Raw genomic sequence first — 22490 nt, forward strand, 5'->3', positions numbered from 1 at the left:
TCACCCCGGCCCTCTCCCAGAGGGAGAGGGTGCTCGGAACCTGAGCACCCCCTCGTCCTGCGGGTGGGACTACTTGCGGTCGTTCATCGGCACGAAGTCGCGCCGCTTCGGACCCGTGTACACCTGGCGCGGACGGGCGATCTTCTGCTCCGGATCCTTCACCATCTCCTCCCACTGCGTCACCCAACCCACCGTGCGCGGAATGGCGAAGAGGACCGGGAACATCTCCACCGGGAAGCCCATCGCCTCGTAGATGAGGCCCGAGTAGAAGTCCACGTTCGGGTACAGCTTGCGCTTCACGAAGTACTCGTCCTGGAGGGCGATGCGCTCCAGCTCCACCGCGATCTCCAGCAACGGGTTCTTGCCGGTGACCTCGAAGACCTCGTCCGCCACGCGCTTGATGACCTTCGCGCGCGGATCGTAGGACTTGTACACGCGGTGACCGAAGCCCATCAGCTTCTTCTCACCCTCGCCGCCCTTCACCGCCTTGATGAAGTCCGGCACCTTCGACACGTGGCCGATCTCGCGCAGCATGCGCAGCACGGCCTCGTTGGCGCCGCCGTGCAGCGGGCCGTAGAGCGCCGCCACACCCGCCGCCACCGCCGAGTACGGATCCACCTCGGAGGAGCCCACCGTGCGCACCGACGTCGTCGAGCAGTTCTGCTCGTGGTCCGCGTGCAGGATGAAGAGCACGTCCAGTGCCTTCTCCAGCGTGGGGTGCGGTTTGTACGTGCTGGTGCCGATTTTCCTGATCATCGCCAGGAAGTTGCCCACATAGGACAGATCGTTGTCCGGGTAGACGTAGGGCAGGCCCATGCTGTGGCGGTACGAGAACGCCGCGATGGTCGGCATCTTCGCGATGAGCCGCGTCATCTGGATGCGGCGGCTGCGCTCGTCCTTGGTGTTCCTGGCGTCCGGGTAGAAGCCCGAGAGCGCCGCCACCGTCGAGGACAGCATGGACATGGGGTGCGCGTCGTAGCGGAACCCGTCCATGAACGTCTTGATGTTCTCGTGCACGTACGTGTGGTGCGTCACGAGGTAGGTGAACTCATCCTGCTGCTTCTGCGTCGGGAGCTCCCCGTTGAGCAGCAGGTAGGCCACCTCCAGGAACGACGAGCGCTCCGCGAGCTGCTCGATGGGGTAGCCCCGGTACTCGAGGATGCCCTTGTCACCGTCGATAAAGGTGATGGCGCTCTTGCAGTTGGCCGTGTTGAGGAACGCGGGGTCGTAACCCATCAGACCGAAGTCTTCCTCTGAGACCTTGATCTGCCTGAGAGCGTTGGTCCGAATACAACCGTTCTCGATCGGGACCTCGTACGTCTTCCCGGTACGGTTGTCCGTAATGGTCAGCGTGTCCTTGGGCATGGGCGGGACTTTTCACAGGCGGCAGAGTGCTTTCAACAAAAAAGAACGACACCCAGGGAGGCCGCGTTTCCCCCTGGGCAACACCCGTTTCACGACGTGAGTCGGACCCCAGTGCGTTCCAATTGTCGCCAGAAGCCAGGGAAGCTCTTCTCTACGCATTCAGGTCCGGTGAGGGTCAGGGGAACACCTGACACAACAGAGAGAGTAGCCGCGACCATCGCTTGACGGTGATCTCCTTTACTGTCCATGGAGAAGCGCGGCGGATGGGAGGTAGGAGGGTGGATTGTGAGTGTCTCGCCGTCCAGGACGGTCTTTCCACCGAATGCGTCCACCAGTGTGCGAATGCCCTCCAGTCGATCGCTCTCCTTGAGGCGCAGGATGCCCACATCGGAGAGGGTGGAGGGGCGAGGAAGCACGCACGCGAGCGCGGCCAGCGTGGGGAGCAGGTCCGGACACTCCTTGCCCGAGGCCACCAGCCCGTCCTGAGCCGTCCCCGTCATGCGCAGGGTGTTCTGGGGGCCGGGAATCGCCTTGAGGCCCGCGCGCTCCACCAGCTGCACCAGGGCCTGGTCCGGGTGGGCGCTGGAGAGGTCCGCCCGCTCCACGCTTCCCCCGGTGCGCCAGGAGATGAGCAGCAGGTAACCCAGGGAAGACCAGTCGCCCGGCATCGCCGGGGGGCGCTCGGGGGCACGGTAGTCCGTCACCTCGAAGCGGCCGTCGCGCTCCAGGACGGTGAAGCCGAAGCGGCGCAGCCAGGAGACGGTGAGCTCCAGGTAGCCCGCGCTCGTCAGCTCGCCGATGATCTCCACGCTCCAGGGGCGGCGCTCGCGCAGGTACAGGGCCGCGCAGCCCAGGAGCAGGCTGGAGGCGTACTGGCTGCTCTGAGCCCCAGGAACCCGGAAGACGGGCTTGCCAGTGGCCGTCGGCGCGCGGATCTCCACGGGCCAAGGGTGGCCCTCGGTGAGCACCAGGCCGGAGGGGCCGAGTGCCTCGCGCAGGGACTCGAAGAGGGGGCCATGGGGGCGCTCGCCGAGCCGGGGCGTGCCCGTGAGGCGCACATGCGCGCCGGGCGTGACCGCGGACTGGGTGACGAGGATGCGGAAGGGGGCTCCGCCATCCGCGCAGTCCACGTCGCGTACCGTGCCCGGAGGCAGGCGCAGGGCCTCAATGCCCCGGCGCAGCACGCGCACATCCGCGGGGAGGTAGTGCTCGGGCTCCTCCTGGAGGACAGGCAGGGGCCACGACCCCGTCAGGTGCGCCAGCACCAGCGCCCGCTGTGCGTCCGACTTGGAGATGGGGGGCGTGAGGACCTCGGGAACGAGGTGGCTCGGATCGACATGAAGCTGGGTCACGGGCGCACTCCCTGGGTCCAGGCCGGCCAAAGCGCGCGCCACACGTCCTCGGAGACGTCGCGCACCACCGCCTTGCCCACATCGGTGATCAATATCATGCGCAGCTCCCCGGCGCTGCCAGCCTTCTTGTCCGCGGAGAGCAGGGCCGACACATCTTTCAACTTTGCGCGCGCGAGCAGGTCCGCCGTCCGTTCACGGCCGAGCACTCCGGGTCCCTGGTGGAGCGCGTCCTCCACCTGCCAGGCCACCTCGTCGGGGGTGATGCCCATGGCGCGGCCCACGTCGAGCGCGCACAGCATTCCGAGGCCCACCGCGTCCCCGTGCGACAGCTGAAAGCGCGAGACGCTCTCCAGCACGTGGCCGAAGGTGTGGCCGAAGTTGAGCACCCGCCGCAGGCCCTGCAGCTCGTAGGGATCCTGCGCGCAGACCGACTCCTTGAGGCGACGCGCGTCCTTCACCATCCGCTCCAGCGCGGGCGCTCGGCGCGAGTAGGAGAGGAAGAGCTCCTCGTCGAGGCTGGCCACCATCTTCCAGGCCTCGAGCGATCCCTCACGGAGCTGTGTGTCCGACAGGCTGGCGAAGAACTCGGGGCAGAGCCACGCCTCCTCGGCGTAGTGGAAGACGCCCACCGGGTTCTTCACCACGCGGCCGCGCACGGTGATGTCCACCGCGCCCTTGCCACCCAGGCTGCTGTCCACCGCGGCCAGCAGCGTGGTGGGCACCTGCACGAGCCGCACGCCCCGCTTGAGCAGGTGCGCCGCCACCGTGGACACGTCACCGATGGTGCCTCCACCGATGGCGATCAGCGTGCCCGAGCGTGGCATCGAGAGGCCCGCGACGAGCACCTGCTCCAGGGCCTTGAAGCTCTTGGCGCTCTCGCCGCCGGTGAGCTGGATGATGGCGCGTGGCTTGCGCGCCTCGAGGGACTTGATCACCTGGGGATGCAGGCGAGCCACGGTGCGATCCACGACGGCGAGAGCGCCCTCGGGGAGGGTTGCACACTGACGCTTGAAGGAGCCCCACCGATCGGTGGCGTGACGGTAGGTGCCAGGAGGGAATTGGATCATACGGAGTGGGGCCGGGCGTTCAGTTGCAGGATGAGGTCTGCCAGGACGAGCGAGACCATGGCCTCGAGCACGGGGACCGCGCGGGGCATGATGCAGGGATCATGTCGCCCGGACTTCGCGTGGTCCGCGAGCGTGGCGGGGGGCTTGAAGTAGACGCGCAGGGACACGGGCTCGCCATTGGCCAGGCCGCCCTGGATGCCGCCGTAGGTGTCCTTCTGGGCGTGGAAGACGCTGCCGGGCTGTTCGATGCGTGAGAGCAGATCCGGCGGACCCCAGACGACTCCGGTCACGGCGCCCACGCTGCCAAGCGCGTGCGCGAGCAGCGCCTTCATCTTGCCGAAGATGGGCTCGCCGAGGCCCACGGGCAGGCCGTCCACGCGGACATCAATGGAGCCGCCCAGGCTATCGCCGGCCTCCTTGGCGGTGAGGATCCGCTTGGACATCTCCTCGCGGGCGACGGGATCCGGGCAGCGGGTCGGGTGGGCATCCACCATGGCACGGGTGAGACCGGCCTCGGGCACGGCGGACACGAGGTTACCCACCTGCGACACCCAGGCGACGGTGCGCACCTGGGGGAAGGCCTGGGCGAGGTAGGCCTCGGCGACAGCACCGCCGATGACGCGGCAGAGCGTCTCGCGGCCACTGGTGCGCCCTCCACCCCGGTGGTCCCGGTGCTTGAAGCGCTCACGCCAGACGGCGTCGGCGTGACCGGGACGATCCTCGCTCTTGAGCTTTTCGTAGTCCCCGGAGCGCTGGTTGGTGTTGCGGACGATGGCCGCGATGGGCGTGCCGAGCGTCTTGCCCTCGAAGACACCGGAGAGGATCTCCACCTGGTCGGGCTCTGCGCGCGCGGTGGTGAGGGAGGACTGGCCGGGCCGACGACGGTCGAGTGCGACCTGGATGTGCTCGCGCTCGAGGGGGACACCGGCGGGGCACCCATCAATGATGGAGCCGAGGGCGGGGCCGTGGCTCTCGCCGAAGGTGGTGAGTCGGAAGAGGGTACCGAGGGTATTCATGAGGCGTTCTCCCAGAGGGCGCGCTGCCGGCGGGCCTGGGCAATGAACCACGCCGCGCCGAGCATCAGCGGGGAGCCCCCGCGGCGGGTGATTTCGGCGGCGATGCGGCGTGCCGGGGCTCCGTAGGCGATGACGGCGACGCGGGCTCCCTCGAAGCGGAGGGCGTCAGGTGGGGTGATGCGATCGGGCCAGGTCCAGATACCGCAACCGGCCAGGGGTGAGGAGATTTCCGCACGCTTCAGGAAGCGCAGCTGGCACCCGACTTCGGGGGTCACGGAGCGGATGGCGGCGCTGGCACCGCCGTCTCCGAGGACGAAGACGTCACGGGCACCGAGCCGCTCAAGGACGGTGCGAGCGCCCTCGGTGTCGGTGTTGAAGGACTCCCAGCGGTCGCGGCGGCGGACGAGGGTGTTGATGGCGTCGAGCGGCGAGCCGGTGTGCCGGGCGAGGCGAATCTTGAAGGGGCTGGTAACAGCGAAGCCGCGGTAGTGAGGCAGGAGGGCATCAACGAGGGCCTCAACGGGGGCGTCCTCGGGGATGTCGATGCGGTCGAAGGGCTGGCGGTGGATGCGAGGCGAGCGCGAATGAGCGATCGAGGTCCCCAGAATCCCCAGCCGCGTCACCACCCCCTCTCCCTCAGGGAGAGGGACAGGGTGAGGGTATTTCACCTCCCGGACTGCATCCGCGAGCAACCGCTGTCCCGGAGCTGCCTTCCAATCTCCGCCCAGTGCGACGTAGTCGAGCACATTGCGCTGAGCGAGCACGGCGCGAATGGGAAGCGCCACGGGCCCCATGGCGAGCAGGGTCACCCGTCCTTCTCCAAACCGAGCCCGTAGCCGCGCCTGAGTCTCCAGCAGCACCGCAACCCGAGCCTGAGACAACTCCCCGACCGGCTCCACGTGCTTCACCAGCGCCCCGGCAGGGATCGCCACGTCCCACAGGCGCAGGGCCTCCTCGGTGGACAGGGGCCGCTCGGCATGGTGGGAGGCCAGCAGCTTCCCAGCGGGCGCATCCAACGCTCCCGCGTGGACGACATCCCGATCCACCCACCGGGCGGCAGCCACCCAGGCCGGGGGCAGGGGCGTGCCTCGCTCGGAGACAAGCAGATCCAGGATGCCTGCGAGCGCCGCCGCGTCCACCGCCTCCGCGGGGTGCAGATCCGTCCGGACCTCCAGCACATCAGCTCCCCGGCTCCGCACGTCGGTGGCGAAGCGCAGCGCCTCGGGGCCTCGCAGGGTCGGGGGGAGGGTAACGACGCGGCGGGCCGACATCATGGCTGGCTCCCTAAGGAAGAAAGGGCGCGCAGGAAGTCGGCGAGGCTCACGGTGGGCACGCGGGCGTGGAGTACCTGGCGCTGCTCGTAGATGGTGCTGATCTCCTCCTCCAGCGACATACCGGGGCGCAGCCGAGGGCGGGTGGTGTCGGCGAGGAGTCGCTCGCGGTAGGTCTCGAAGGAGACGGGCACGAGCAGGGTGTAATAAGGATGGAGGGCGTCCGGGTGGTTCGAAAGGAACCCGCCGCCCACCGAGACGACGGAGCCGCGAGGCAGCTCCAGCAGGAGGCTGCGCTCGGCCGAGCGGAAGCCGTCCGTGTCCTCGACGACCCAGTCTCGGAGGGAACGCCCCGAGCGGCGCGAGAGCTCGGCATCCAGGTCCACCCCCGGTCTACCGAGCACCGCACTCACCAGGGGCAGCAGCCGCGTCTTGCCCGCGGCGCGGTGCCCGGCGATGACGACGGTCTGCCCCTCGGCGGGCAGGGGGAGAGGTCCAGGCTGGGCGATCTCCTGCCGCAGCGCGGACGCGAGCCGTGGATCCACGGCCGTAAGGATTCTCTCGATGAGCTGACGCCTCTGGTCAGCGGACGGTCCCGACATAGACGTACGATGTCCCGAACATCATCGGGTGGGCCACCCTTTCCTGGTAGGCGCCGGCTTGCTCCATCAGGGAGAGGAACTTGTCCCCGGCAGGGAAGGCGGCCGAGGTGCGGGGCAGGTACTCGTAGGCCGCCCGGTTGCCGGTGAGCAGGCCACCGATGGTGGGCATGACGACCTTGCTGTAGACGCGGAACAGGGCGCCGAAGAGGCCCGTGGGCTGGCCGAACTCGAGCACCACCACGCGCCCACCGGGGCGAACCACGCGCGCCATCTCCTTCAGGCACTTCACCGGGTCATCCACGTTGCGGATGCCGAAGGCGATGGAGGCCACGTCGAAGGAGTTGTCCGCGAAGGGTAGATCCATGGCATCAGCCACCTGGAACTCCACCTGGAGTCCCTCGCGGGCGGCCTTGGCCGGAGCGCTGTCCAACATCTCCTTGCAGAAGTCGGTGCCCACCACTCGGCCCGAAGTGCCGACCTTGCGCTTGAAGGCCAGCGCCAGGTCACCGGTGCCGGTGGCGCAGTCGAGGACGGCGCTACCCTCCCGGGCGCCGCTCAGGCGCACAGCCGCGCGCCGCCACAGACGATGGACACCGAATGACAAAACCTCGTTCGTCACGTCGTACCGCGTGGCGATGGAGGAGAACATCTGACGAACTTCGGTGCTCATCGAGCCTCCGCGACATGGGCCGGGACCTCCGGCCTCCATAGATGACGGTCCACGGCGTCTAGCACACCCGGCAGCCGCCGCATCAACTGTTGGAAGCGCTCCGGCGTGAGGGCTTGCTGCCCATCGCATAAGGCCTGCTCAGGCCGGGGTTGCACTTCGATCATCAACCTGACGATGGGCAGCCCCACCTTGCGCGCGGCCTCAGCCAGCACGCGCAGCCCGAGCTCGCCCTTTTCTTGGAAGGCGTAAGGACTGGTGCGGGCCTTGAATACCACCCGACCCACTCGCACCCGCGTCCCTTCGGGCCTCCAGGTCCGGTTCACCCGGGGAGGTCCTTCTCGGGGCGTCCCTCCGCCCACCTCACCTGGTTTGCCACTCACGGGCGCCTCCCGTCCCATGTGGAGTTCACGTTGTTTTGAACCCCGTGATGCTTGTATAGCCAAACCGGCGTACAGAACAACAAGAGGTTGCCGCCCTGGTTGGTGGTGGAGCCTCGTGAGGACCGCTGATGACGACGCTCGTGCCCGCTGACGGAGGCCACTGGGTGGCGGGGATGATCTCCCTGGCCGCGGTGGATCCGCTCGCGGGGGCGGAGGTGTTGGGCGAGCCATCCGTATATTGGGAGCGACCGCTCGCGCGTGAGGCGATGGCAGGGTGGGGCGAGGCGGCATCGGTGGAGGCCGAGAGCGCCGCGCAGGTGCTGACGGTGCTCAAGGCGTTGTCGGCGCCGGACTCGGTGCGGTGGTTGGGTGCGTCTCCCACTGCGCTGCCGGGTCCCTGGTTCGGAGGCATGCGCTTCTCCCAGGTGGGCGGAGATGGAGGCTGGGGGCCGTTCGGCTTCGGGCGGTGGACGCTGCCGGAGGTGGTGGTGTGGCGCGAGGGCACGGGCGTGGCGGCAGCGGCCTTTGCGCCCGAGGGCCCGGGCGCCGAGGACGTGGTGCGCTCGTTGCTGGCTCGGGTGGGCGCGGCCTTTCCGACGGGCTACCGCCACCCCGGGAATGGGACCCAGGCATTGAAGCTGTCCTCGTCCCGGCCGGAGTTCGAGGGGCGTGTGACGCGTGCGGTGGAGACGATCAGCAGTGGAGGACTCCAGAAAGTGGTGTTGGCGCGGGCAGTAGAGGTGGAGGGCGAGCGCGCTTTTGATCGGGTGGAGGTGCTGGCCCGGTTGCGCGAGCAGAACCCGCGCTGTGCCACCTTCCTCTTCCGTGCACCGGACGGAGCGGCCTTCCTGGGCGCCACGCCGGAGACGCTGTGCCGGTTGGAGGGGCGCCGCCTGGAGACCGAGGCACTCGCCGGGTCCGCGTCGCCCACACAGGCCGGAGAGCTGGGCGGGAGCGAAAAGGATCTCCGCGAGCACGAGGCGGTGGTGCGCTACATCCTCAAGGCACTCAAGCCGCTGGCCGAGCACCTCGAGTCGGACGCCGAGCCGGCGCTGCTCACCCTGAAAAACGTGGTGCACCTACGAACTGGCATTCGCGCCGAGCTGCGCGAGGGAGTGGGCGTGGCAGAGCTGGTGGCGGCGCTGCACCCCACACCGGCAGTGGGAGGCACGCCTCGGGAGCGCGCACTGGAGTTCCTCGTCGAGCACGAGGACTTGGATCGAGGCTGGTACGCGGGACCGGTTGGCTGGATAGGACCCGGGCGGGCGCATCAGATGGTGGCGCTGCGTTCGGCACGCATAAAAGGATCCCAGGCCCGACTCTTCGTGGGTGCTGGTATCGTGGCGGGCTCCAGCGCCGAAGCGGAGTGGCGCGAGACGGAGATGAAGAGTCTGGCCATGCTGCGGGCCCTCGGAGGAGGACATGTCTGACGCCAACCTGAATCAGCTCTGGGCGCGGGCATTGTTGGAGGAGCTGGTTCGAGGCGGCGTGCGGCACGCGGTGGTGTGTCCGGGCTCGCGCTCCTCTCCACTGGCGTTGGCGTGTGCTCGCACCGACGGGGTGCGCACCTGGTCCATCATTGACGAGCGCAGCGCCGGCTTCTTCGCGTTGGGATTGGCGAAGCAGTCGCGCGCGCCGGTGGTGCTGGTGGCCACGAGTGGGACCGCGGGGGCGCACTTCTACCCGGCGGTCATCGAGGCGGCCATGTCGCAGGTGCCGCTGGTGGTCCTCACCGCGGACCGGCCCCTGGAGTTGCAGGGGTGGGGCGCGCCGCAGACGGTGCCCCAGGCGCGGTTCTACGGGGATTTCGCGCGGCTGTTCGCGGACGTGGGCCTGCCGGAGGCGGATGACGCGGCGCTGGTGCACCTGCGCGCCACCGTGGCCCGGGCCGTGGCCATTGCCTGGCGTGCGCCCAGGGGCGCGGTGCACCTCAACGTGCCGTTCCGGGAGCCGCTCGCGCCCACGCTGGGGAGCTTCGACGCGAAGCATCTCTCCTCGCGGGCTCGGGAAGGCCGGCCCGGTGTGCCGCTCACGCGCATCCATCCGCCCTCGCGTCTGCCGGAGGCTCAGGCCTTGGAGGCGGTGCGTGCGCGGGTGGCCGCCACCGAGCGCGGTGTCATCGTCTGTGGCCCTCGGGACGAGAACGATGGATTCGCGGAGGCCATCGCCTCGCTCGCCGAGGCCACTGGCTATCCGGTGCTGGCAGAGGCCGCCTCCCAGGCGCGCTACGGTGGCGGTCCGGCCACTGTGTCGCTGTACGACGCGATGCTGCGGCACGAGCCCTTCGCTCGAGCACACCGGCCGGAACTGGTGCTGCGCTTTGGTGGATGCCTGACGCCCAAGGGGCCGCAGGCGTGGATCGACAGCTCGGGCGCGGAGGTGGTGCTCTTCAGTGACGAGGGCGCGCTCTTCGATCCGGCGCACTCTGCGGCGCGGGTGGTGGAGGGCTCGGCGGTGGCGGCCTGCGAGGCACTGTCCCAGGGGCTCTCCCGCGGCCTGGGTCCGTGGGCGCGGAGCTTCCTCTGGGCCGAGCAGTGGACCCGGGCGGCGCTGGAGTCGGCTTTTTCGGAGGACCCGTCGCTCACGGAGATGCGGGTGGCCCACGAGGTGGTGACGGCGCTGCCGGACGGGGCGAACCTGTTCGTGTCCAGCAGCATGCCCATCCGCGACGTGGATGCCTTCGCGCCCTCGACGGGCCGGAGACTGCGGGTGCTGGCCAACCGGGGCGCCAACGGCATTGACGGCATCGTGTCGAGCGCGCTCGGCGTGGCGGCGGCTTCGGGACGTCCCACCGTGCTGCTGACGGGAGACCTGGCCTTCCTGCATGACGTGGGAGGGCTGCTCACGGCTCGCCGCAGCGGAGTGCCCCTGACGGTGGTGGTGGTGAACAACGATGGGGGCGGCATCTTCTCCTTCCTTCCCATCGCGCAGGCCGAGGAAGCGCGCTCTCAATACGAGAACCTGTGGGGCACGCCGCATGGCGTGGACCTGTCGCACGCCGCCGCGCTCTACCAGGCTCGCTTCCGGCGCCCGGACTCGCCCGCGTCGCTGCGCTCGGCTGTGGCCGAGGGGCTCAAAGGCGGCCTCCACGTTGTCGAGGTCCAGGTGGCGGAGCGCGCGAGGAACGTGGATCTGCACCGGCAACTCTTCGCGAGGATGGCTACCGCATTGGGAGAAGGCCCATGGCTCTGAAGATGGCGTACGAGACGTGGGGAGAGGGTTCGCACCCGCTCCTCCTTCTGCATGGATTCACGGGCAATCGCTCTTCGTTCGATCACCTGCGCCCGCTGCTGAAAGACAAGGTGCGGGTCATCTCGGTGGACCTGCCAGGCCACGGCCAGACGCCGCTGCCCACGCGCACCGGCCGCGATGGCTTCCTCGAGACAATTGAGGCGCTGTTCGGGGTGATGGATGAGGTGGGCGTGGCCAAGACGAACCTGTTGGGCTACTCGCAGGGCGCGCGTTTCGCGCTGGCCGCGGCGCTGACTCGGCCCGAGCGCTTCGGGCGGCTCATCATGGAGAGCGGCTCGCCGGGGCTGCACCGTCGCCAGCACCGCACGGAGCGGCGCGTGAGTGACGCGCAGCTCGCAGCGATGATCCGACAGAAGGGCGTGCCGGCCTTCGTGGCGTATTGGGAGTCGCTGCCGCTCTTCGCGGGCGTGCGCAAGCTGCCCGCCGAGCAGCAGGAATCCGTCCGGGTCCGGCGCCTCGAGTGCACGGTGGACGGTTTGGTGGGGGCTCTGGAGTGCCTGGGCCTGGCGGCGCAGCCGGACTACTGGCCGGAGCTACAGCGCCAGCGGCTGCCCACGCTGCTGCTGACAGGGGCGCTGGACGAGAAGTTCACGCAGATTGCCCGTCGGATGGCGGAGGATCTGCCGGTGGTGTGGCGGCGCACGTTCGAGGACTGCACCCATGCCCCGCATCTGGAAGTACCGGAGGAGTACGCCCGCGAGGTGCTCTCCTTCCTGCAGACGCCCTGGTACGAAGCGCCCGAATTCGAGAGCTCCACGCCCGACAAGAGCGCAGCCGGGGGCCACGGCTAGAAGCCGAGAGTGATTCATCCCATGAACGCGATAGCTCCTGCGGTGGAGGCACCTCGCCCCACCTTGAAGACGTGGTTGATGGCCGCGAGGCCGAAGACGCTGACGGCGGCGCTGGTGCCGGTGATGGTGGGGACGGCGCTCGCCTACGGGCTGGGCGTGGGCCGGTGGCTGCCGGCGCTGGCGGCGCTGGTGGGCGCGATGCTCATCCAGATCGGCACGAACCTGACGAACGACTACTACGACTTCAAGAAGGGCGCGGACACGGCGGAGCGGCTGGGGCCGAAACGGGTGACGCAGAGTGGGCTGATCGCACCGGGGACGGTGCTGGCGAGCGCGCTGCTGTGCTTCGGGCTGGCGGTGGTGACGGGCATCTACCTGGTGGTGGTGGGAGGGTGGCCGATCGTGGCGATCGGGCTGGCGTCGGTGCTGGCGGGCTACGCGTACACGGGAGGCCCGTTTCCGCTGGGGTACAACGGACTGGGCGACGTGTTCGTCTTCATCTTCTTCGGGCTGGTGGCGGTGCCGGGGACGTTCTACGTGCAGGCGCTGACGGTGGGCCCGGCGGCGTGGTGGGCGGCGATCCCAGTGGGAGCGATCGGCACGGCGCTGCTGGTGGTGAACAACCTGCGTGACGCATCGACGGACGTGAAGGCGGGCAAGAGGACGCTGGTGGTGCGCTTCGGCACGACGATGGGCAAGGCCGAGTACGTGCTGCTGTTGATGGCGGCCTTCTCGACGCCATTGGTGATGTGGGGCCTGGGGCTGGCGAGCCCGTGGGTGCTGCTGGCGCTGCTGAGCGTGCCGGTGGCGGTGCCGCCGCTGAAGCTGGTGTTGGGGGCGGAGGGAGCGGCGCTGAACCCAGCGCTGGGCGGGACGGCGCGACTGCAACTGGTGTTCGGGGTGTTGTTCTCGGCGGGGCTGTTGCTGAGGTGAGCCGATGCGCATCACGGAGGTGACCCTCCAGCCGTTGCGCCTGGAGCTGGTGAACCCTCTGAAGACGGCGAGGGGCACGTACGCGGCACGAGAGGGCTACGTGGTGCGCCTGAGGGACGAGGAAGGGCGAGTAGGACAGGGCGAGGCGATGCCATTGCAGGAGTTCGGAACGGAATCCCCGAGCGACTGCGAACAAGCCCTGAAATCGATTCACCCCAATCAACTCCCTCTCCCTCTGGGAGAGGGTCGGGGTGAGGGTATGTGTCTACCCCTGGGTGGCCTGTCGATGAGGACCCCGGCGGCGAGACACGCGGTGGAACAAGCGCTCCTGGATCTCCTTGCCCAGCGCCAGGGACTCCCACTGTGCCGACTCCTCTCGGCCGAAGCCCGAGAAGAAATACGGGTCAACGCGCTACTGGGAGCCGCATCACCGGAGGCGCTCGCGGAGGAGTCACAGCGAGCGGTAGCGGAGGGCTACGAGACCCTGAAGCTCAAGGTCGCAGGCCGGCCGTTGGCGGAGGACGTTGCGAGACTCTCGGCGGTGAGGAAGGCAGTAGGCCAGACCATCCACCTGCGAGTGGACGCGAACGGAGGGTGGAAGGAGTCAGAGGCGGGACCGGCGCTGGCGGAGCTAGGCGAATACCACCTTGAGCTGTGCGAGCAGCCCGTAGCGGCCGAGGAGCACGAAGCCCTGGCGCGCCTGAGCGAGCACGCCCCCTGCCCGCTGGCGGCGGACGAATCTCTAGCGCTGCCGGAGGTCGTACGAGCGCTCCTGAACCACCCGCGCACGGTGGGCATCCTGGTCCTCAAACCGATGGTGCTGGGAGGCCTGCTGCCGGCGCTGTCACTGGCGCGCGAGGCGGCGAAGAAGGGGCTGGACGCGTACGTGACGAGCTCGCTGGATGGGGTGATCGCGCGAGCGGGAGCGGCGCACCTGGCGGCGGCGTTGCCGTCGGGGAGGTACGCATCGGGGCTGGGGGTGGGACACCTCTTCAAGAACGAGCCCGGGAACCACCCATTCCGCCCGGTGCGGGGCCGCATCGAGCTGCCGCGGAAGCCGGGCCAGGGAGTGAACTGATGCAGTGGACATGCCCCATCCGGACCGGCGCGGAGACGCGACCGGACGCACCGGCGCTGACCTTCGCGGGGCAGGGGTGGACATACCGGGAGCTGGACCTCGAGGTAGGCCGGTGGGTGGGGGCGCTCCGAGCCCGAGGTGTCACGGCGGGAGACCGGGTAGCGCTGCTGGCGACGAACCACGCAGTGGGGGTGTTCCTCTTCCTGGCGCTCGGGAGGCTGGGAGCGGTGCTGGTCCCGCTCAACGCGCGGCTCACCAGGGCGGAGCTTCAACCCCTGACTGAGGACATCTCCCCACGGCTCACCCTGGCGCTCACGAACCTCGCCGAGCGCCTCCCAGACGCCGAGCCACTGGAGTCCTTCGCGGACGCGCTGGGCGCACCCGATTCCCACTGTGTTCCCCTGGAGACGAAGACGCCGCGGGTGATCCTCTTCACCTCGGGGACGACGGGTCGGCCGAAGGGAGCGGTGCTGACGGAGGGAAACTTCCGGGCGTCGGCGCGCTGCTCCGAGGCGAACCTGGGCCCACACCCTGCGCCGCGCTGGCTGGGAACGCTCCCGCTCTTTCACGTGGGGGGCCTGGCGATGCTCACGCGCACCGCGTACGACGGAGGCTGCCTCGTCCTAAGGGAGCGCTTCGAGGCGGACGACACCAACCGGGCCATCGACGAGGAGGGCATCACCCACGCGAGCTTCGTGGCCACGACGCTGGAGCGGGTTCTGGACGCGCGGAAGGACCGCCCCGTGCCATCCACGTTCCGGCTGGCGCTGATCGGCGGAGGGCCGGTGCCCGCGCCGCTGCTGGAGCGGGCGAGGGCGGCGGGCATCCTGTCGCTGCAGACCTACGGGCTGACGGAGGCCTGCTCGCAGGTGACCACGGAGCGCCCGGACGAGGCAGACGGACGGACGGCGGGCCGCCCGCTGCCGGGCCTGGAGCTTCGCATTGTGGGCCCCGGGGGCGAGGCGGTGGGCCCGGGGAGGGAAGGGGACATTGAGGTGCGAGGCCCCACGGTGATGGCCGGCTACTGGAACCGACCGGAGGCCACGAGCGAGGCCCTGCGGGACGGCTGGCTGCGGACCAAGGACCTGGGGGTGCTGGACGAGCGAGGGCGGCTCACGGTGCTCTCCAGGCGGACAGACCTGATCGTCCGGGGAGGGGAGAACATCTACCCGGCCGAGCTGGAGGCGGTGCTGGCCGCGCACCCGGCGGTGCAGGAGGCGGCGGTGGTGGGAGTGCCGGACGGGCGCTGGGGCGAGGTGCCGGTAGCCTTCGTGGCGACGCGCAACGGAGTCCCGCTCCCGGAGGACCTGGGGACATGGTGTCGCGAGTCCCTGGCAGGCTTCAAGGTCCCCGCGCGCTTCCTGAGCATCGAGGCGCTGCCGCGCAATGCCATGGGCAAGGTGGAGCGCACGGTGCTGCGCCAGCGGGCGCAAGCAGCCTGAGTCAGGCCGCGTTGAGCTCGTTGCTGGCCTCGAGGAGCCAGCGCCGGGCCTCCTCGTCGTCCTGGAAGCGGCGGAGGATCTGGTCCATGCCGCTGGCGCGCGCGATGCGGTTGAGCTGGAGCGTGGTGAGCTCGCTGCTGACGAGCTCGGCGATGCGCTTCATGCCCGCCTGCATCGCGGTCATCTGGCCCTGGCGGAGGAGCTCCGCCGCCTCGGGCGAGGTGGTGCGGAGGTGGCGCAGATCCGCCAGGGCGACGACGACGCGCCCCTGTTGAGCGAGCGAGCGCACTGCGTTCAAAGACTGCTCGACGAACTGCTGCATCTCATCGGCGCGAACGGTGCCTTCCAGGGTGACTTCCACGATGGCGTTCGACGGATCGACCTTGACCTGGAACAGGGGAACCTCTGCGGAGCGGGGCGAGGGACAACGGAGTTTTCTACCTGGAATTCATGCCTCATGCCAGAGGCCCCGAGTGTGACGGCGTGGTGAAACCCGAGAGGGGACGGGAGGGGGGAATCCGGTCAGGTTCTTGGCTGGCCTGGGGGGCTTTCGCCTAGAATCCACCGCCGACGAGAGAGGTACTCCCCTGGATCAGGCAACGCTCAACAAGCTGCTGACGGTCGGCGTTCAGAACGGCGCTTCGGACATCCACTTCAGGCCAGGCGATCCGCCTATCTACCGGGTCAATGGTGTGCTGCGGCCGCTGAAGATGGAGAAGCTGCATCCGGATCACACCAAACAGGTGGCGCTTCACATCATCCAGGATCCGCTGACGAAGACCCAGGTGGACAACCTGCAGGAGTACGACACCTCCTACGGCTTGCCGGGGGTGGCGCGGTTCCGAGTGAACATCTACCGGCAGCGGGGCACGCTGGCGTGCATCCTGCGCATCATCCCGGACGAGATCCCCACCATTGACGGGTTGGGGCTGCCGCAGGTGCTCAAGACGATCGCCGGCAATGAGCGCGGACTGGTGCTGGTGACGGGGGCGACGGGCTCGGGCAAAAGCTCGACGCTCGCGGCGATGATCGATCACATCAACCGCACGGAGAACCTGCACATCCTCACCATCGAGGACCCGGTCGAGTTCATCTACAAGAACCACAAGTCCTCCATCTCGCAGCGAGAGATTGGCCCGGACACGGAGAACTTCGCCATCGCGCTGCGAGCTGCGCTGCGCCAGGATCCGGACGTCATCCTGGTGGGCGAGATGCGCGATACGGAGACGATCGACATCGCGCTCAAGGCCTCGGAGACGGGCCACCTGGTGCTCTCGACGGTGCACACAACGGACGCCTCGCGCACCATCAACCGACTCGTGTCGGTGTTCCCATCCGAGGAGCAGGCGATGGTGCGCATGCGCCTGGCCGACAGCCTCAAGGCGACCATCTCGCAGCGACTGCTGCCGAAGGCGGACGGCAAGGGACGCACGGTGGCGCTGGAGATCATGGTCCAGACGAAGTCGGTGGAGCAGTACATCCGCGAGGATCGGACCAGTGAGCTCAAGGACGTGATCGAGAAGGGCCGAGACATGTTCGGCATGCAGTCCTTTGATCAGCACCTGAGCCAGCTCTATCGCCAGGGCATCATCACCTTGGAGACGGCGCAGAGCGCGGCGACCAACCCGGCGGACTTCCAGCGCGCGCTCGAGTTCGAGTGAGCGGGCGGCCCCCGCGGTTCGAGTCGGGGTGTGTCCCGGTGTCCGCGGGAGGTGTGTCCGGCGCGCCACGTCCATCGGGGGTTGAGCCTTGAGGAGGGCCGGCGCGGCACATGCAAGGTAGGGCCGGCATGAACCGGAAGCGATGGATGCGATGGGCGGTCGGGACGCCGCTCGTGGTGTTGGGGCTGCTGGTGGGGCTGTGGCAGCTCTCGAAGTCGTGGAGTTTCCAGCTTTTAGGCGAGCTCTACGTGCGGGTGGAGACACCCGAGAAGGTGGTGGCGCTGACGTTCGATGACGGGCCGAAGCCGGGCCAGACGGAGGCGATCCTCGACATCCTGAAGCGGCACGGGGTGAAGGCCAGCTTCTTCATGGTGGGGAAGAACATCGAGCGCCACCGGGAGCTCGCGGCGAGGGTGCTGGCCGAGGGGCACCAGGTGGGCAACCACTCGTATTCACACCACCGGCTGATCTTCAAGACGCCGTCCTATGTCCAGGAGGAAATCGACAAGACGGACGCGCTGCTGCGGGGGCTGGGAGTGGAAGGCGAAATCCTCTTCCGGGCGCCGAACGGGAAGAAGCTGGTGGTGCTGCCGTGGCTGCTGTCACGGAGCGGGCGCAAGCACATCACCTTCGACGTGGTGCCGAGGGACGACGCGGAGCAGGACGTAGGGTTGTTGACGTCGCGGGTGATGGAGACAGTGAGACCGGGCTCCATCATCCTGTTCCACGATGGAGGGGAGGACAAACCCGGGACGATTCAGGCCGTGGACATCGTGATCGGGAAGCTGCGCGAGCAGGGGTACCGCTTCGTGACGGTATCCGAGCTGCTGAAGCTCGGAGGCATCGCGTCGGCTTCCGGGGCGACCACGGCGAGCAGGGTGCCCCCGGCGGAATGACTCAGGGCTCCGAGGCTTCGGCGGTGGAGCTGGGAGCGGGGGCGACCCGTCCGCGGATGCGGAGCGAGAAGTCATCGCGATCCTGGGCGGCGAGGGCGAGAGTGTTGATGCGGTGACGCTCGCGCGTCTCGGCGAGGCCCACGTTGGTGTCGAGCAGCCCGAGCGCGAAGGCGAGCTCGTCGGAGTAGGCGGGGAGGAGGGTGCGGTGGTCGTAGGGGACGTTGGTGGCGCTGACCTTCTCGAGATGCCGCACGAGGTTGGTGGTGCAGTTGTTGGTGAGTGAGTTGTAGAACTCGGGCCGCTCGTGGAGCGCGTTCATGCGCTGCACCATGTCGAGGAAGAAGGCGGCGGTTCGCTCCTGGGAGGCGCGGACGGGGTAGAGGTAGACATCATCGCGGCGGTGATTGCTGCGGAGCTGGACGAGGTCGCGCTCGTCACCGACGACGTAGATGAGCTCGTACTGGCGGAACAGGCCGCCGAGGGCAGAGTAGGTCTCTCCGCGCTCGCGGCGGATCTCCACGGAGAAGGAGACGAAACGCTCTCCGGAGAACTCGAAGCTGACCATGGTGTGGGCGGCGCCCTCGAAGCCGGAGAAGGGCTCGACGATGAACCAGGCGCGGACGAGGTCGTGGGTGTCGTAGGTGGCGGAGTACCAGGCCGCGTCCCAGTCGGTGGTGGAGCGGTAGCGGAAGTCGCGGACGTCGTGGAGGGTGACGCGGGAGCCCTGAATCTCGGCGCGGGAGGCGCGAACGAGATCCGGCGCCCAGTCGCGGGAGAGAGAGGGCTGGACGGTGCGCGTCCAGACGAACACGGCGGCGCAGAGCGAGGCGAGCACGCCCAGCGCGACGCCGCGGGACTGGAGGAGCCAGGAGAGCCCCACGGTCAGGGCGAGGACCAGGCATACAGCATACCGCCACCAGGAGATGCCCTGGGGACCGCCGCCGGTGAGGAGGACAGCGGGGACGAGCCACGCGGTGCCGAGGACGAAGAGGAAGAGGGATCCGACGAGGCTGAGAAGACGCATGTGAGGGTCGAGAGTATCCGTCACGAGGAGGAGACTGTCGAAGGCCCGAGGCTCCGTGGAAGTCCCCTCTCCCTCTGGGAGAGGGCGAGGGTGAGGGTATATCCCGCCCTGAGTTGCTCACTGGCGCTTGCGATAACCCTCGTAGGACCCAGGGCCGTAGACCTCCTGATACACCTTGATCGCCTCGTCCTCCGAGGGAAGACGAAGACCATCCGTGAACCGGTTCATGAAGTTGAACGCGCAGGTCTGCAGCAGCAGCTCGAACGCGCCCTGTGTGCCAAATTCCGCCTCCAAGGCTTTGTAATCCGCGGGAGACGAAACGATGGGCTGGCGAGTCAACTGGCGAGCGAAGACGACCGCGACCTTCTCGCGCGGGGTCAGTGCGGCATCATCCTTCTTCATGGCAATCAGCTTGGCCACGTCCACGCCTGCGCGCCGCAGCCCCACGACCTGGTGGACGGTGCAGTAGCGACACCCATTCTGCATGGAGACCGCGAACGAGACCTGCAACTTGGTAGCGGTGTCCACGGCCTGTGCTTCACGGACGGTTGCCCAATATCCAAACCACGCCCGCATCTGCTCCGGGGCGCGCACCATGGCTCGCTGCGAGTGGGCGATGCCCAGTCCCAGACTCTTCGCGGCACCCTGTCCGGACTTCGCCCGCTCGACGAGCTCGCGATAGGCATCGAACTCGGCATCGCTCATGAGCGCCACACGGGGCGCGGACGATTCAGCGGCGGAGGGGATGGCAGCGGGAAGCGTATCCCCTGCCCAAGGCTCGATGGGTAGCCCCGCCCCTTCACACAACCGAGTGAAGTAGCTGCTGAAGCAGACCGTGACGGCCAATTCAACGAGCTGCGCGTCATGATAGTGAGCGCGCAGGCCGTCGAACGTCGCGTCATCCAATCCTGTCGGGCCGCGCCCCAGTGCCCGCGCGTACTCCAGCGAGGCCCGTTCTGGCGCCTCCAGCCCGGAGTAGGAACCGACCTCCAATGCGCGCAGAAGGGAGCGCCCCTTCTCGCCACAGGCCCGCAGCAACCGCTCCAGGTGAGCGGCGGCGTACGGGCTGCCGTCCAACTGCGCGAGCGTCAACCCCATGGCCAGCTTCACGGCGGGCGCGACCGAGCCGCGCGTGTAGACGGTCTTGATGAGCTGAGCGAAGGGCCTGGCCGCGGCCGGAACGGCCCCGAACGCGCGCAGGTAGTGAGGGACCCGCCCGCTGCCCTCGGCCTCCAGGGACTCCACGCCCTTCAGCGCCTCGGCCGCTTCGGGCAGGAGGGGAACGCGGACCTCCCTACCGCCCTGGGCCTTCATCTGCTCACGAAGGCGGGACAGAGGGATTCCGCGGCCTCCGCCCGACACCGAAGGTCCCAGTGCCACCGCGCGAGAGGGAAGGGCGAGTGCGCCGACCAGGACGGTCTTGCCAAAGGTTCGTCGGTTCATGAGCGAGCCTGTTCCATCTTCACGGAGAGGAAAAACGGATTTTGTCCGGGGGACGGGTCTACGCTTCCGCGGACATGTCGACCGACACACAGGAGCAGAGCGTCCGTCAGGCCTACGGAGAGATAGCCGAGGCCTACGAGGCCTTCTTCCCCTCACTGCACCGGTACGAGGGGAGGGTAGAGCGGTTTCTAGGGGAGGCAGTGGTGTCCGGCTGTCGGGTGCTGGACGTGGGGTGTGGTCCGGGGCACCTGACGAGGGGGCTCGATCCAACCGTACAGGTCGTGGGCCTGGATCTCTCACCCGAAATGATCGCCCTGGCAAGGCGGGGTCGGCCCGCGGGCGAGTACCGGGTGCACAGCTACCGCGACCCCCTCCGGAAGGAGCTCGGCCATTTCGACGTGGCGCTAGCGGTGGGGTGCCTCGACTTTTGCGACGACCTGACGCGAACGCTGCGCCACATCTCCGAGGCGCTGAAGCCCGGAGGGCGCCTGCTCTTCACGGTGCTCGAGCGCCGCCCGGGGCTGGAGGGGCACGAGGACGCCTGGCAGCAGGTCCAAACCGCGGACACAGAGGTAACGCTGTACTTCACGTCCTTCGAGGAGACGGCCCGGGCCCTGGAGGCCGCGAAGCTCCTCCCCCGTGCCTACACCCATGCGCCCGGCTGGGTACAGCTCACCGGGCAACGGACGATGCACTTCGGCTGGTGGGACGTGGAGCGGCGCTGACCGAGGGGGAGGGCGCCACCTGTTCTGAGAGGTAGGGTCGAAGCGAGGCGGGACCGCGACGGGCCTCCAGGCGGAGGGCCCTATGGGGATTGGATCCGATAAGTCAGGCCGCACGCAGGGCAGCCGAACATCCTTGACGCGGGGGGCCAGTGTTGCAAAGCATCCGCGGCCCAATAGGTCACCCCCATCCCTAGTCAGGAGCTTCCTTCATGGCCCCTCCGAGCGGCGAGAAGATCACCCTGCAGAACGGCAAGCTGTTTGTGCCGGATCATCCCATTGTCCCCTTCATCGAGGGTGACGGCACTGGTCGCGACATCTGGCGCGCTTCGCAGGCCGTGTTCGATGCGGCCGTGGAGAAGGCCTACAAGGGCAAGAAGAAGATCTCCTGGTTCGAGGTGCTGGCCGGCGAGAAGGCGTTCAAGACGGTCAACAACTGGCTGCCTGACGAGACGGTCACCGCGTTCCGCGAGTACCTGGTGGGCATCAAGGGCCCGCTGACCACGCCCGTGGGCGGTGGCATTCGCTCGCTGAACGTGGCGCTGCGCCAGCTGCTGGACCTGTACGTCTGCCTGCGGCCTGTGCGCTACTTCAAGGGCGTGCCCAGCCCGGTGAAGACCCCTGAGAAGGTCGACATGGTGATCTTCCGGGAGAACACCGAGGACATCTACGCCGGTATCGAGTTCGAGGCGGGTACGCCGAACGCGGCGAAGATGCTCGAGCTGCTGAAGAAGGAGTTCCCGAAGGAGTTCGGGAAGATCCGCTTCCCGGAGAACGTGGGCCTGGGCGTGAAGCCCGTGTCGAAGGAGGGCAGCGACCGCCTCATCCGCGCCTCCATCGAGTACGCCATCCGCGAGAAGCGCAAGAGCGTGACCTTCGTGCACAAGGGCAACATCATGAAGTTCACGGAGGGCGCCTTCCGCAAGTGGGGCTACGAGCTGGCCGCCCGCGAGTTCGGCGACAAGGTCTACACCTGGGATCAGTGGGAGGCCACCAAGGCCGCCAAGGGTGAGGACGCCGCCAACGCCGAGCAGAAGGCCGCGCTGGCCGGTGGGAAGATCCTCATCAAGGACTCCATCGCGGACATCACGCTGCAGCAGGTGCTGACGCGTCCGGACGAGTTCGACGTCATCGCCACGCTCAACCTCAACGGTGACTACCTGTCGGACGCGCTGGCCGCGCAGGTGGGCGGCATCGGCATCGCGCCGGGCGGCAACATCAACTACGTCACCGGCCACGCCGTCTTCGAGGCCACCCACGGCACCGCGCCCAAGTATGCGGACCTGGACAAGGTGAACCCGGGCTCGGTCATCCTCTCTGGCGAGATGATGCTGCGCCACATGGGTTGGAACGAGGCGGCCGACCTCATCATCAAGGGCATGGACAAGGCCATCACCAACAAGACCGTCACCTACGACTTCGCCCGCCTGATGAACCAGGAGAAGCAGAGCGGCGTGACCGAGGTGAAGTGCTCGGAGTTCGGCCAGGCCATCATCAAGAACATGTAGTCGTCACGGAGAGACAA

Annotated in this window: 21 protein-coding genes; 10 read left to right on the forward strand and 11 right to left on the reverse strand. The window is 68.2% G+C overall.

Going from position 1 to position 22490, the window contains the following annotated elements:
* Positions 1 to 69: 69 nt before the first annotated feature.
* From F0U60_RS24840 to F0U60_RS24875, 8 genes are all read right to left on the reverse strand, one after another.
* Complete coding sequence (locus tag F0U60_RS24840; protein WP_395824011.1) at positions 70 to 1365, reverse strand: citrate synthase; 1296 nt, start codon at positions 1363 to 1365, stop codon at positions 70 to 72.
* A gap of 89 nt (positions 1366 to 1454) precedes the next feature.
* The gene (locus F0U60_RS24845; RefSeq protein ID WP_395824014.1) at positions 1455 to 2717 is read right to left on the reverse strand and encodes a 3-phosphoshikimate 1-carboxyvinyltransferase; all 1263 of its coding nucleotides are present in this window, start codon (positions 2715 to 2717) and stop codon (positions 1455 to 1457) included.
* Entirely contained in the window at positions 2714 to 3784 is a 1071-nt protein-coding gene (locus tag F0U60_RS24850; RefSeq protein ID WP_395824017.1) for a 3-dehydroquinate synthase family protein, read from the reverse strand. The genes F0U60_RS24845 and F0U60_RS24850 overlap by 4 nt, the downstream gene beginning before the upstream one ends.
* The gene (gene aroC, locus F0U60_RS24855) at positions 3781 to 4800 is read right to left on the reverse strand and encodes a chorismate synthase (RefSeq protein ID WP_395824019.1); all 1020 of its coding nucleotides are present in this window, start codon (positions 4798 to 4800) and stop codon (positions 3781 to 3783) included. Before aroC ends, F0U60_RS24850 begins: the two co-directional genes overlap by 4 nt.
* A complete protein-coding gene (locus tag F0U60_RS24860) occupies positions 4797 to 6074 on the reverse strand; it encodes a shikimate dehydrogenase (protein ID WP_395824022.1) in 1278 nt (425 codons plus the stop codon). The genes aroC and F0U60_RS24860 overlap by 4 nt, the downstream gene beginning before the upstream one ends.
* Positions 6071 to 6616, reverse strand: a complete 546-nt coding sequence (locus F0U60_RS24865) for a shikimate kinase (protein ID WP_395824026.1) — start codon at positions 6614 to 6616, stop codon at positions 6071 to 6073. Before F0U60_RS24865 ends, F0U60_RS24860 begins: the two co-directional genes overlap by 4 nt.
* 37 nt (positions 6617 to 6653) lie before the next feature.
* Positions 6654 to 7343 carry a bifunctional demethylmenaquinone methyltransferase/2-methoxy-6-polyprenyl-1,4-benzoquinol methylase UbiE gene (gene ubiE, locus F0U60_RS24870; protein ID WP_395824029.1) on the reverse strand — a complete coding sequence of 230 codons (690 nt, stop codon included), beginning with the start codon at positions 7341 to 7343 and terminating at the stop codon, positions 6654 to 6656.
* Entirely contained in the window at positions 7340 to 7723 is a 384-nt protein-coding gene (locus F0U60_RS24875) for a hypothetical protein (protein WP_395824033.1), read from the reverse strand. The genes ubiE and F0U60_RS24875 overlap by 4 nt, the downstream gene beginning before the upstream one ends.
* A 128-nt stretch (positions 7724 to 7851) precedes the next feature.
* Between F0U60_RS24875 and F0U60_RS24880 the strand changes: the two genes are divergently transcribed.
* Genes F0U60_RS24880 through menE form a run of 6 tightly spaced genes read left to right on the forward strand, consistent with a single transcriptional unit; the run spans position 7852 to position 15219 of the window.
* Positions 7852 to 9153 carry an isochorismate synthase MenF gene (locus F0U60_RS24880; protein ID WP_395824036.1) on the forward strand — a complete coding sequence of 434 codons (1302 nt, stop codon included), beginning with the start codon at positions 7852 to 7854 and terminating at the stop codon, positions 9151 to 9153.
* Positions 9146 to 10915, forward strand: a complete 1770-nt coding sequence (gene menD / locus F0U60_RS24885; protein ID WP_395824039.1) for a 2-succinyl-5-enolpyruvyl-6-hydroxy-3-cyclohexene-1-carboxylic-acid synthase — start codon at positions 9146 to 9148, stop codon at positions 10913 to 10915. Before F0U60_RS24880 ends, menD begins: the two co-directional genes overlap by 8 nt.
* Positions 10906 to 11766 carry a 2-succinyl-6-hydroxy-2,4-cyclohexadiene-1-carboxylate synthase gene (gene menH, locus F0U60_RS24890; protein WP_395824042.1) on the forward strand — a complete coding sequence of 287 codons (861 nt, stop codon included), beginning with the start codon at positions 10906 to 10908 and terminating at the stop codon, positions 11764 to 11766. The genes menD and menH overlap by 10 nt, the downstream gene beginning before the upstream one ends.
* A gap of 21 nt (positions 11767 to 11787) precedes the next feature.
* Positions 11788 to 12699 carry a 1,4-dihydroxy-2-naphthoate polyprenyltransferase gene (locus F0U60_RS24895; protein WP_395825421.1) on the forward strand — a complete coding sequence of 304 codons (912 nt, stop codon included), beginning with the start codon at positions 11788 to 11790 and terminating at the stop codon, positions 12697 to 12699.
* Positions 12700 to 12703: 4 nt separating this feature from the next.
* Entirely contained in the window at positions 12704 to 13777 is a 1074-nt protein-coding gene (gene menC, locus F0U60_RS24900; protein WP_395824045.1) for an o-succinylbenzoate synthase, read from the forward strand.
* Entirely contained in the window at positions 13777 to 15219 is a 1443-nt protein-coding gene (menE, locus tag F0U60_RS24905) for an o-succinylbenzoate--CoA ligase (RefSeq protein WP_395824048.1), read from the forward strand. The genes menC and menE overlap by 1 nt, the downstream gene beginning before the upstream one ends.
* Before the next feature lies 1 nt (position 15220).
* On the opposite strand, the gene F0U60_RS24910 is transcribed toward menE, so the two are convergent.
* Positions 15221 to 15580, reverse strand: a complete 360-nt coding sequence (locus F0U60_RS24910; protein ID WP_395824052.1) for an STAS/SEC14 domain-containing protein — start codon at positions 15578 to 15580, stop codon at positions 15221 to 15223.
* Positions 15581 to 15749: 169 nt separating this feature from the next.
* Between F0U60_RS24910 and F0U60_RS24915 the strand changes: the two genes are divergently transcribed.
* Together F0U60_RS24915 and F0U60_RS24920 are read left to right on the forward strand one after the other, a co-directional pair.
* Positions 15750 to 16880, forward strand: a complete 1131-nt coding sequence (locus F0U60_RS24915; protein ID WP_395824054.1) for a type IV pilus twitching motility protein PilT — start codon at positions 15750 to 15752, stop codon at positions 16878 to 16880.
* 128 nt (positions 16881 to 17008) lie between these two features.
* Positions 17009 to 17776, forward strand: a complete 768-nt coding sequence (locus F0U60_RS24920) for a polysaccharide deacetylase family protein (protein WP_395824057.1) — start codon at positions 17009 to 17011, stop codon at positions 17774 to 17776.
* A 1-nt stretch (position 17777) separates the two neighbouring features.
* Here the strand turns inward: F0U60_RS24920 and F0U60_RS24925 are convergent, their stop codons facing one another.
* Together F0U60_RS24925 and F0U60_RS24930 are read right to left on the reverse strand one after the other, a co-directional pair.
* On the reverse strand, positions 17778 to 18800 hold the full coding sequence (locus F0U60_RS24925) for a DUF4105 domain-containing protein (RefSeq protein WP_395824061.1): 1023 nt from the start codon (positions 18798 to 18800) through the stop codon (positions 17778 to 17780).
* Between the two features lie 117 nt (positions 18801 to 18917).
* Entirely contained in the window at positions 18918 to 20243 is a 1326-nt protein-coding gene (locus tag F0U60_RS24930) for a carboxymuconolactone decarboxylase family protein (RefSeq protein WP_395824064.1), read from the reverse strand.
* 74 nt (positions 20244 to 20317) lie between these two features.
* Here F0U60_RS24930 and F0U60_RS24935 point away from each other — a divergent pair, with 74 nt between their 5' ends.
* Positions 20318 to 20968, forward strand: coding sequence for a class I SAM-dependent methyltransferase (locus F0U60_RS24935; RefSeq protein ID WP_395824067.1), 651 nt, complete (start codon positions 20318 to 20320; stop codon positions 20966 to 20968).
* Between the two features lie 209 nt (positions 20969 to 21177).
* Positions 21178 to 22473: an NADP-dependent isocitrate dehydrogenase gene (icd, locus tag F0U60_RS24940; protein ID WP_395824070.1), complete on the forward strand. Its 1296-nt coding sequence runs from the start codon at positions 21178 to 21180 to the stop codon at positions 22471 to 22473.
* The last annotated feature ends 17 nt before the right edge of the window (positions 22474 to 22490 follow it).

The organism is Archangium minus (genome assembly GCF_044360475.1).
Taxonomy (GTDB): domain Bacteria; phylum Myxococcota; class Myxococcia; order Myxococcales; family Myxococcaceae; genus Archangium; species Archangium minus.

Bases quoted from the DNA above. Each gene is read 5' to 3' on its own strand.
- F0U60_RS24840 (WP_395824011.1), bottom strand. From the start codon at position 1,365: ATGCCCAAGGACACGCTGACCATTACGGACAACCGTACCGGGAAGACG.
- F0U60_RS24895 (WP_395825421.1), top strand. From the start codon at position 11,788: ATGAACGCGATAGCTCCTGCGGTGGAGGCACCTCGCCCCACCTTGAAG.
- F0U60_RS24935 (WP_395824067.1), top strand. From the start codon at position 20,318: ATGTCGACCGACACACAGGAGCAGAGCGTCCGTCAGGCCTACGGAGAG.
- aroC (WP_395824019.1), bottom strand. From the start codon at position 4,800: ATGAATACCCTCGGTACCCTCTTCCGACTCACCACCTTCGGCGAGAGC.
- menD (WP_395824039.1), top strand. From the start codon at position 9,146: ATGTCTGACGCCAACCTGAATCAGCTCTGGGCGCGGGCATTGTTGGAG.
- F0U60_RS24925 (WP_395824061.1), bottom strand. From the start codon at position 18,800: ATGCGTCTTCTCAGCCTCGTCGGATCCCTCTTCCTCTTCGTCCTCGGC.
- menH (WP_395824042.1), top strand. From the start codon at position 10,906: ATGGCTCTGAAGATGGCGTACGAGACGTGGGGAGAGGGTTCGCACCCG.
- F0U60_RS24850 (WP_395824017.1), bottom strand. From the start codon at position 3,784: ATGATCCAATTCCCTCCTGGCACCTACCGTCACGCCACCGATCGGTGG.
- F0U60_RS24880 (WP_395824036.1), top strand. From the start codon at position 7,852: ATGACGACGCTCGTGCCCGCTGACGGAGGCCACTGGGTGGCGGGGATG.
- menE (WP_395824048.1), top strand. From the start codon at position 13,777: ATGCAGTGGACATGCCCCATCCGGACCGGCGCGGAGACGCGACCGGAC.
- ubiE (WP_395824029.1), bottom strand. From the start codon at position 7,343: ATGAGCACCGAAGTTCGTCAGATGTTCTCCTCCATCGCCACGCGGTAC.
- F0U60_RS24860 (WP_395824022.1), bottom strand. From the start codon at position 6,074: ATGATGTCGGCCCGCCGCGTCGTTACCCTCCCCCCGACCCTGCGAGGC.
- F0U60_RS24930 (WP_395824064.1), bottom strand. From the start codon at position 20,243: ATGAACCGACGAACCTTTGGCAAGACCGTCCTGGTCGGCGCACTCGCC.
- icd (WP_395824070.1), top strand. From the start codon at position 21,178: ATGGCCCCTCCGAGCGGCGAGAAGATCACCCTGCAGAACGGCAAGCTG.
- menC (WP_395824045.1), top strand. From the start codon at position 12,704: ATGCGCATCACGGAGGTGACCCTCCAGCCGTTGCGCCTGGAGCTGGTG.
- F0U60_RS24920 (WP_395824057.1), top strand. From the start codon at position 17,009: ATGAACCGGAAGCGATGGATGCGATGGGCGGTCGGGACGCCGCTCGTG.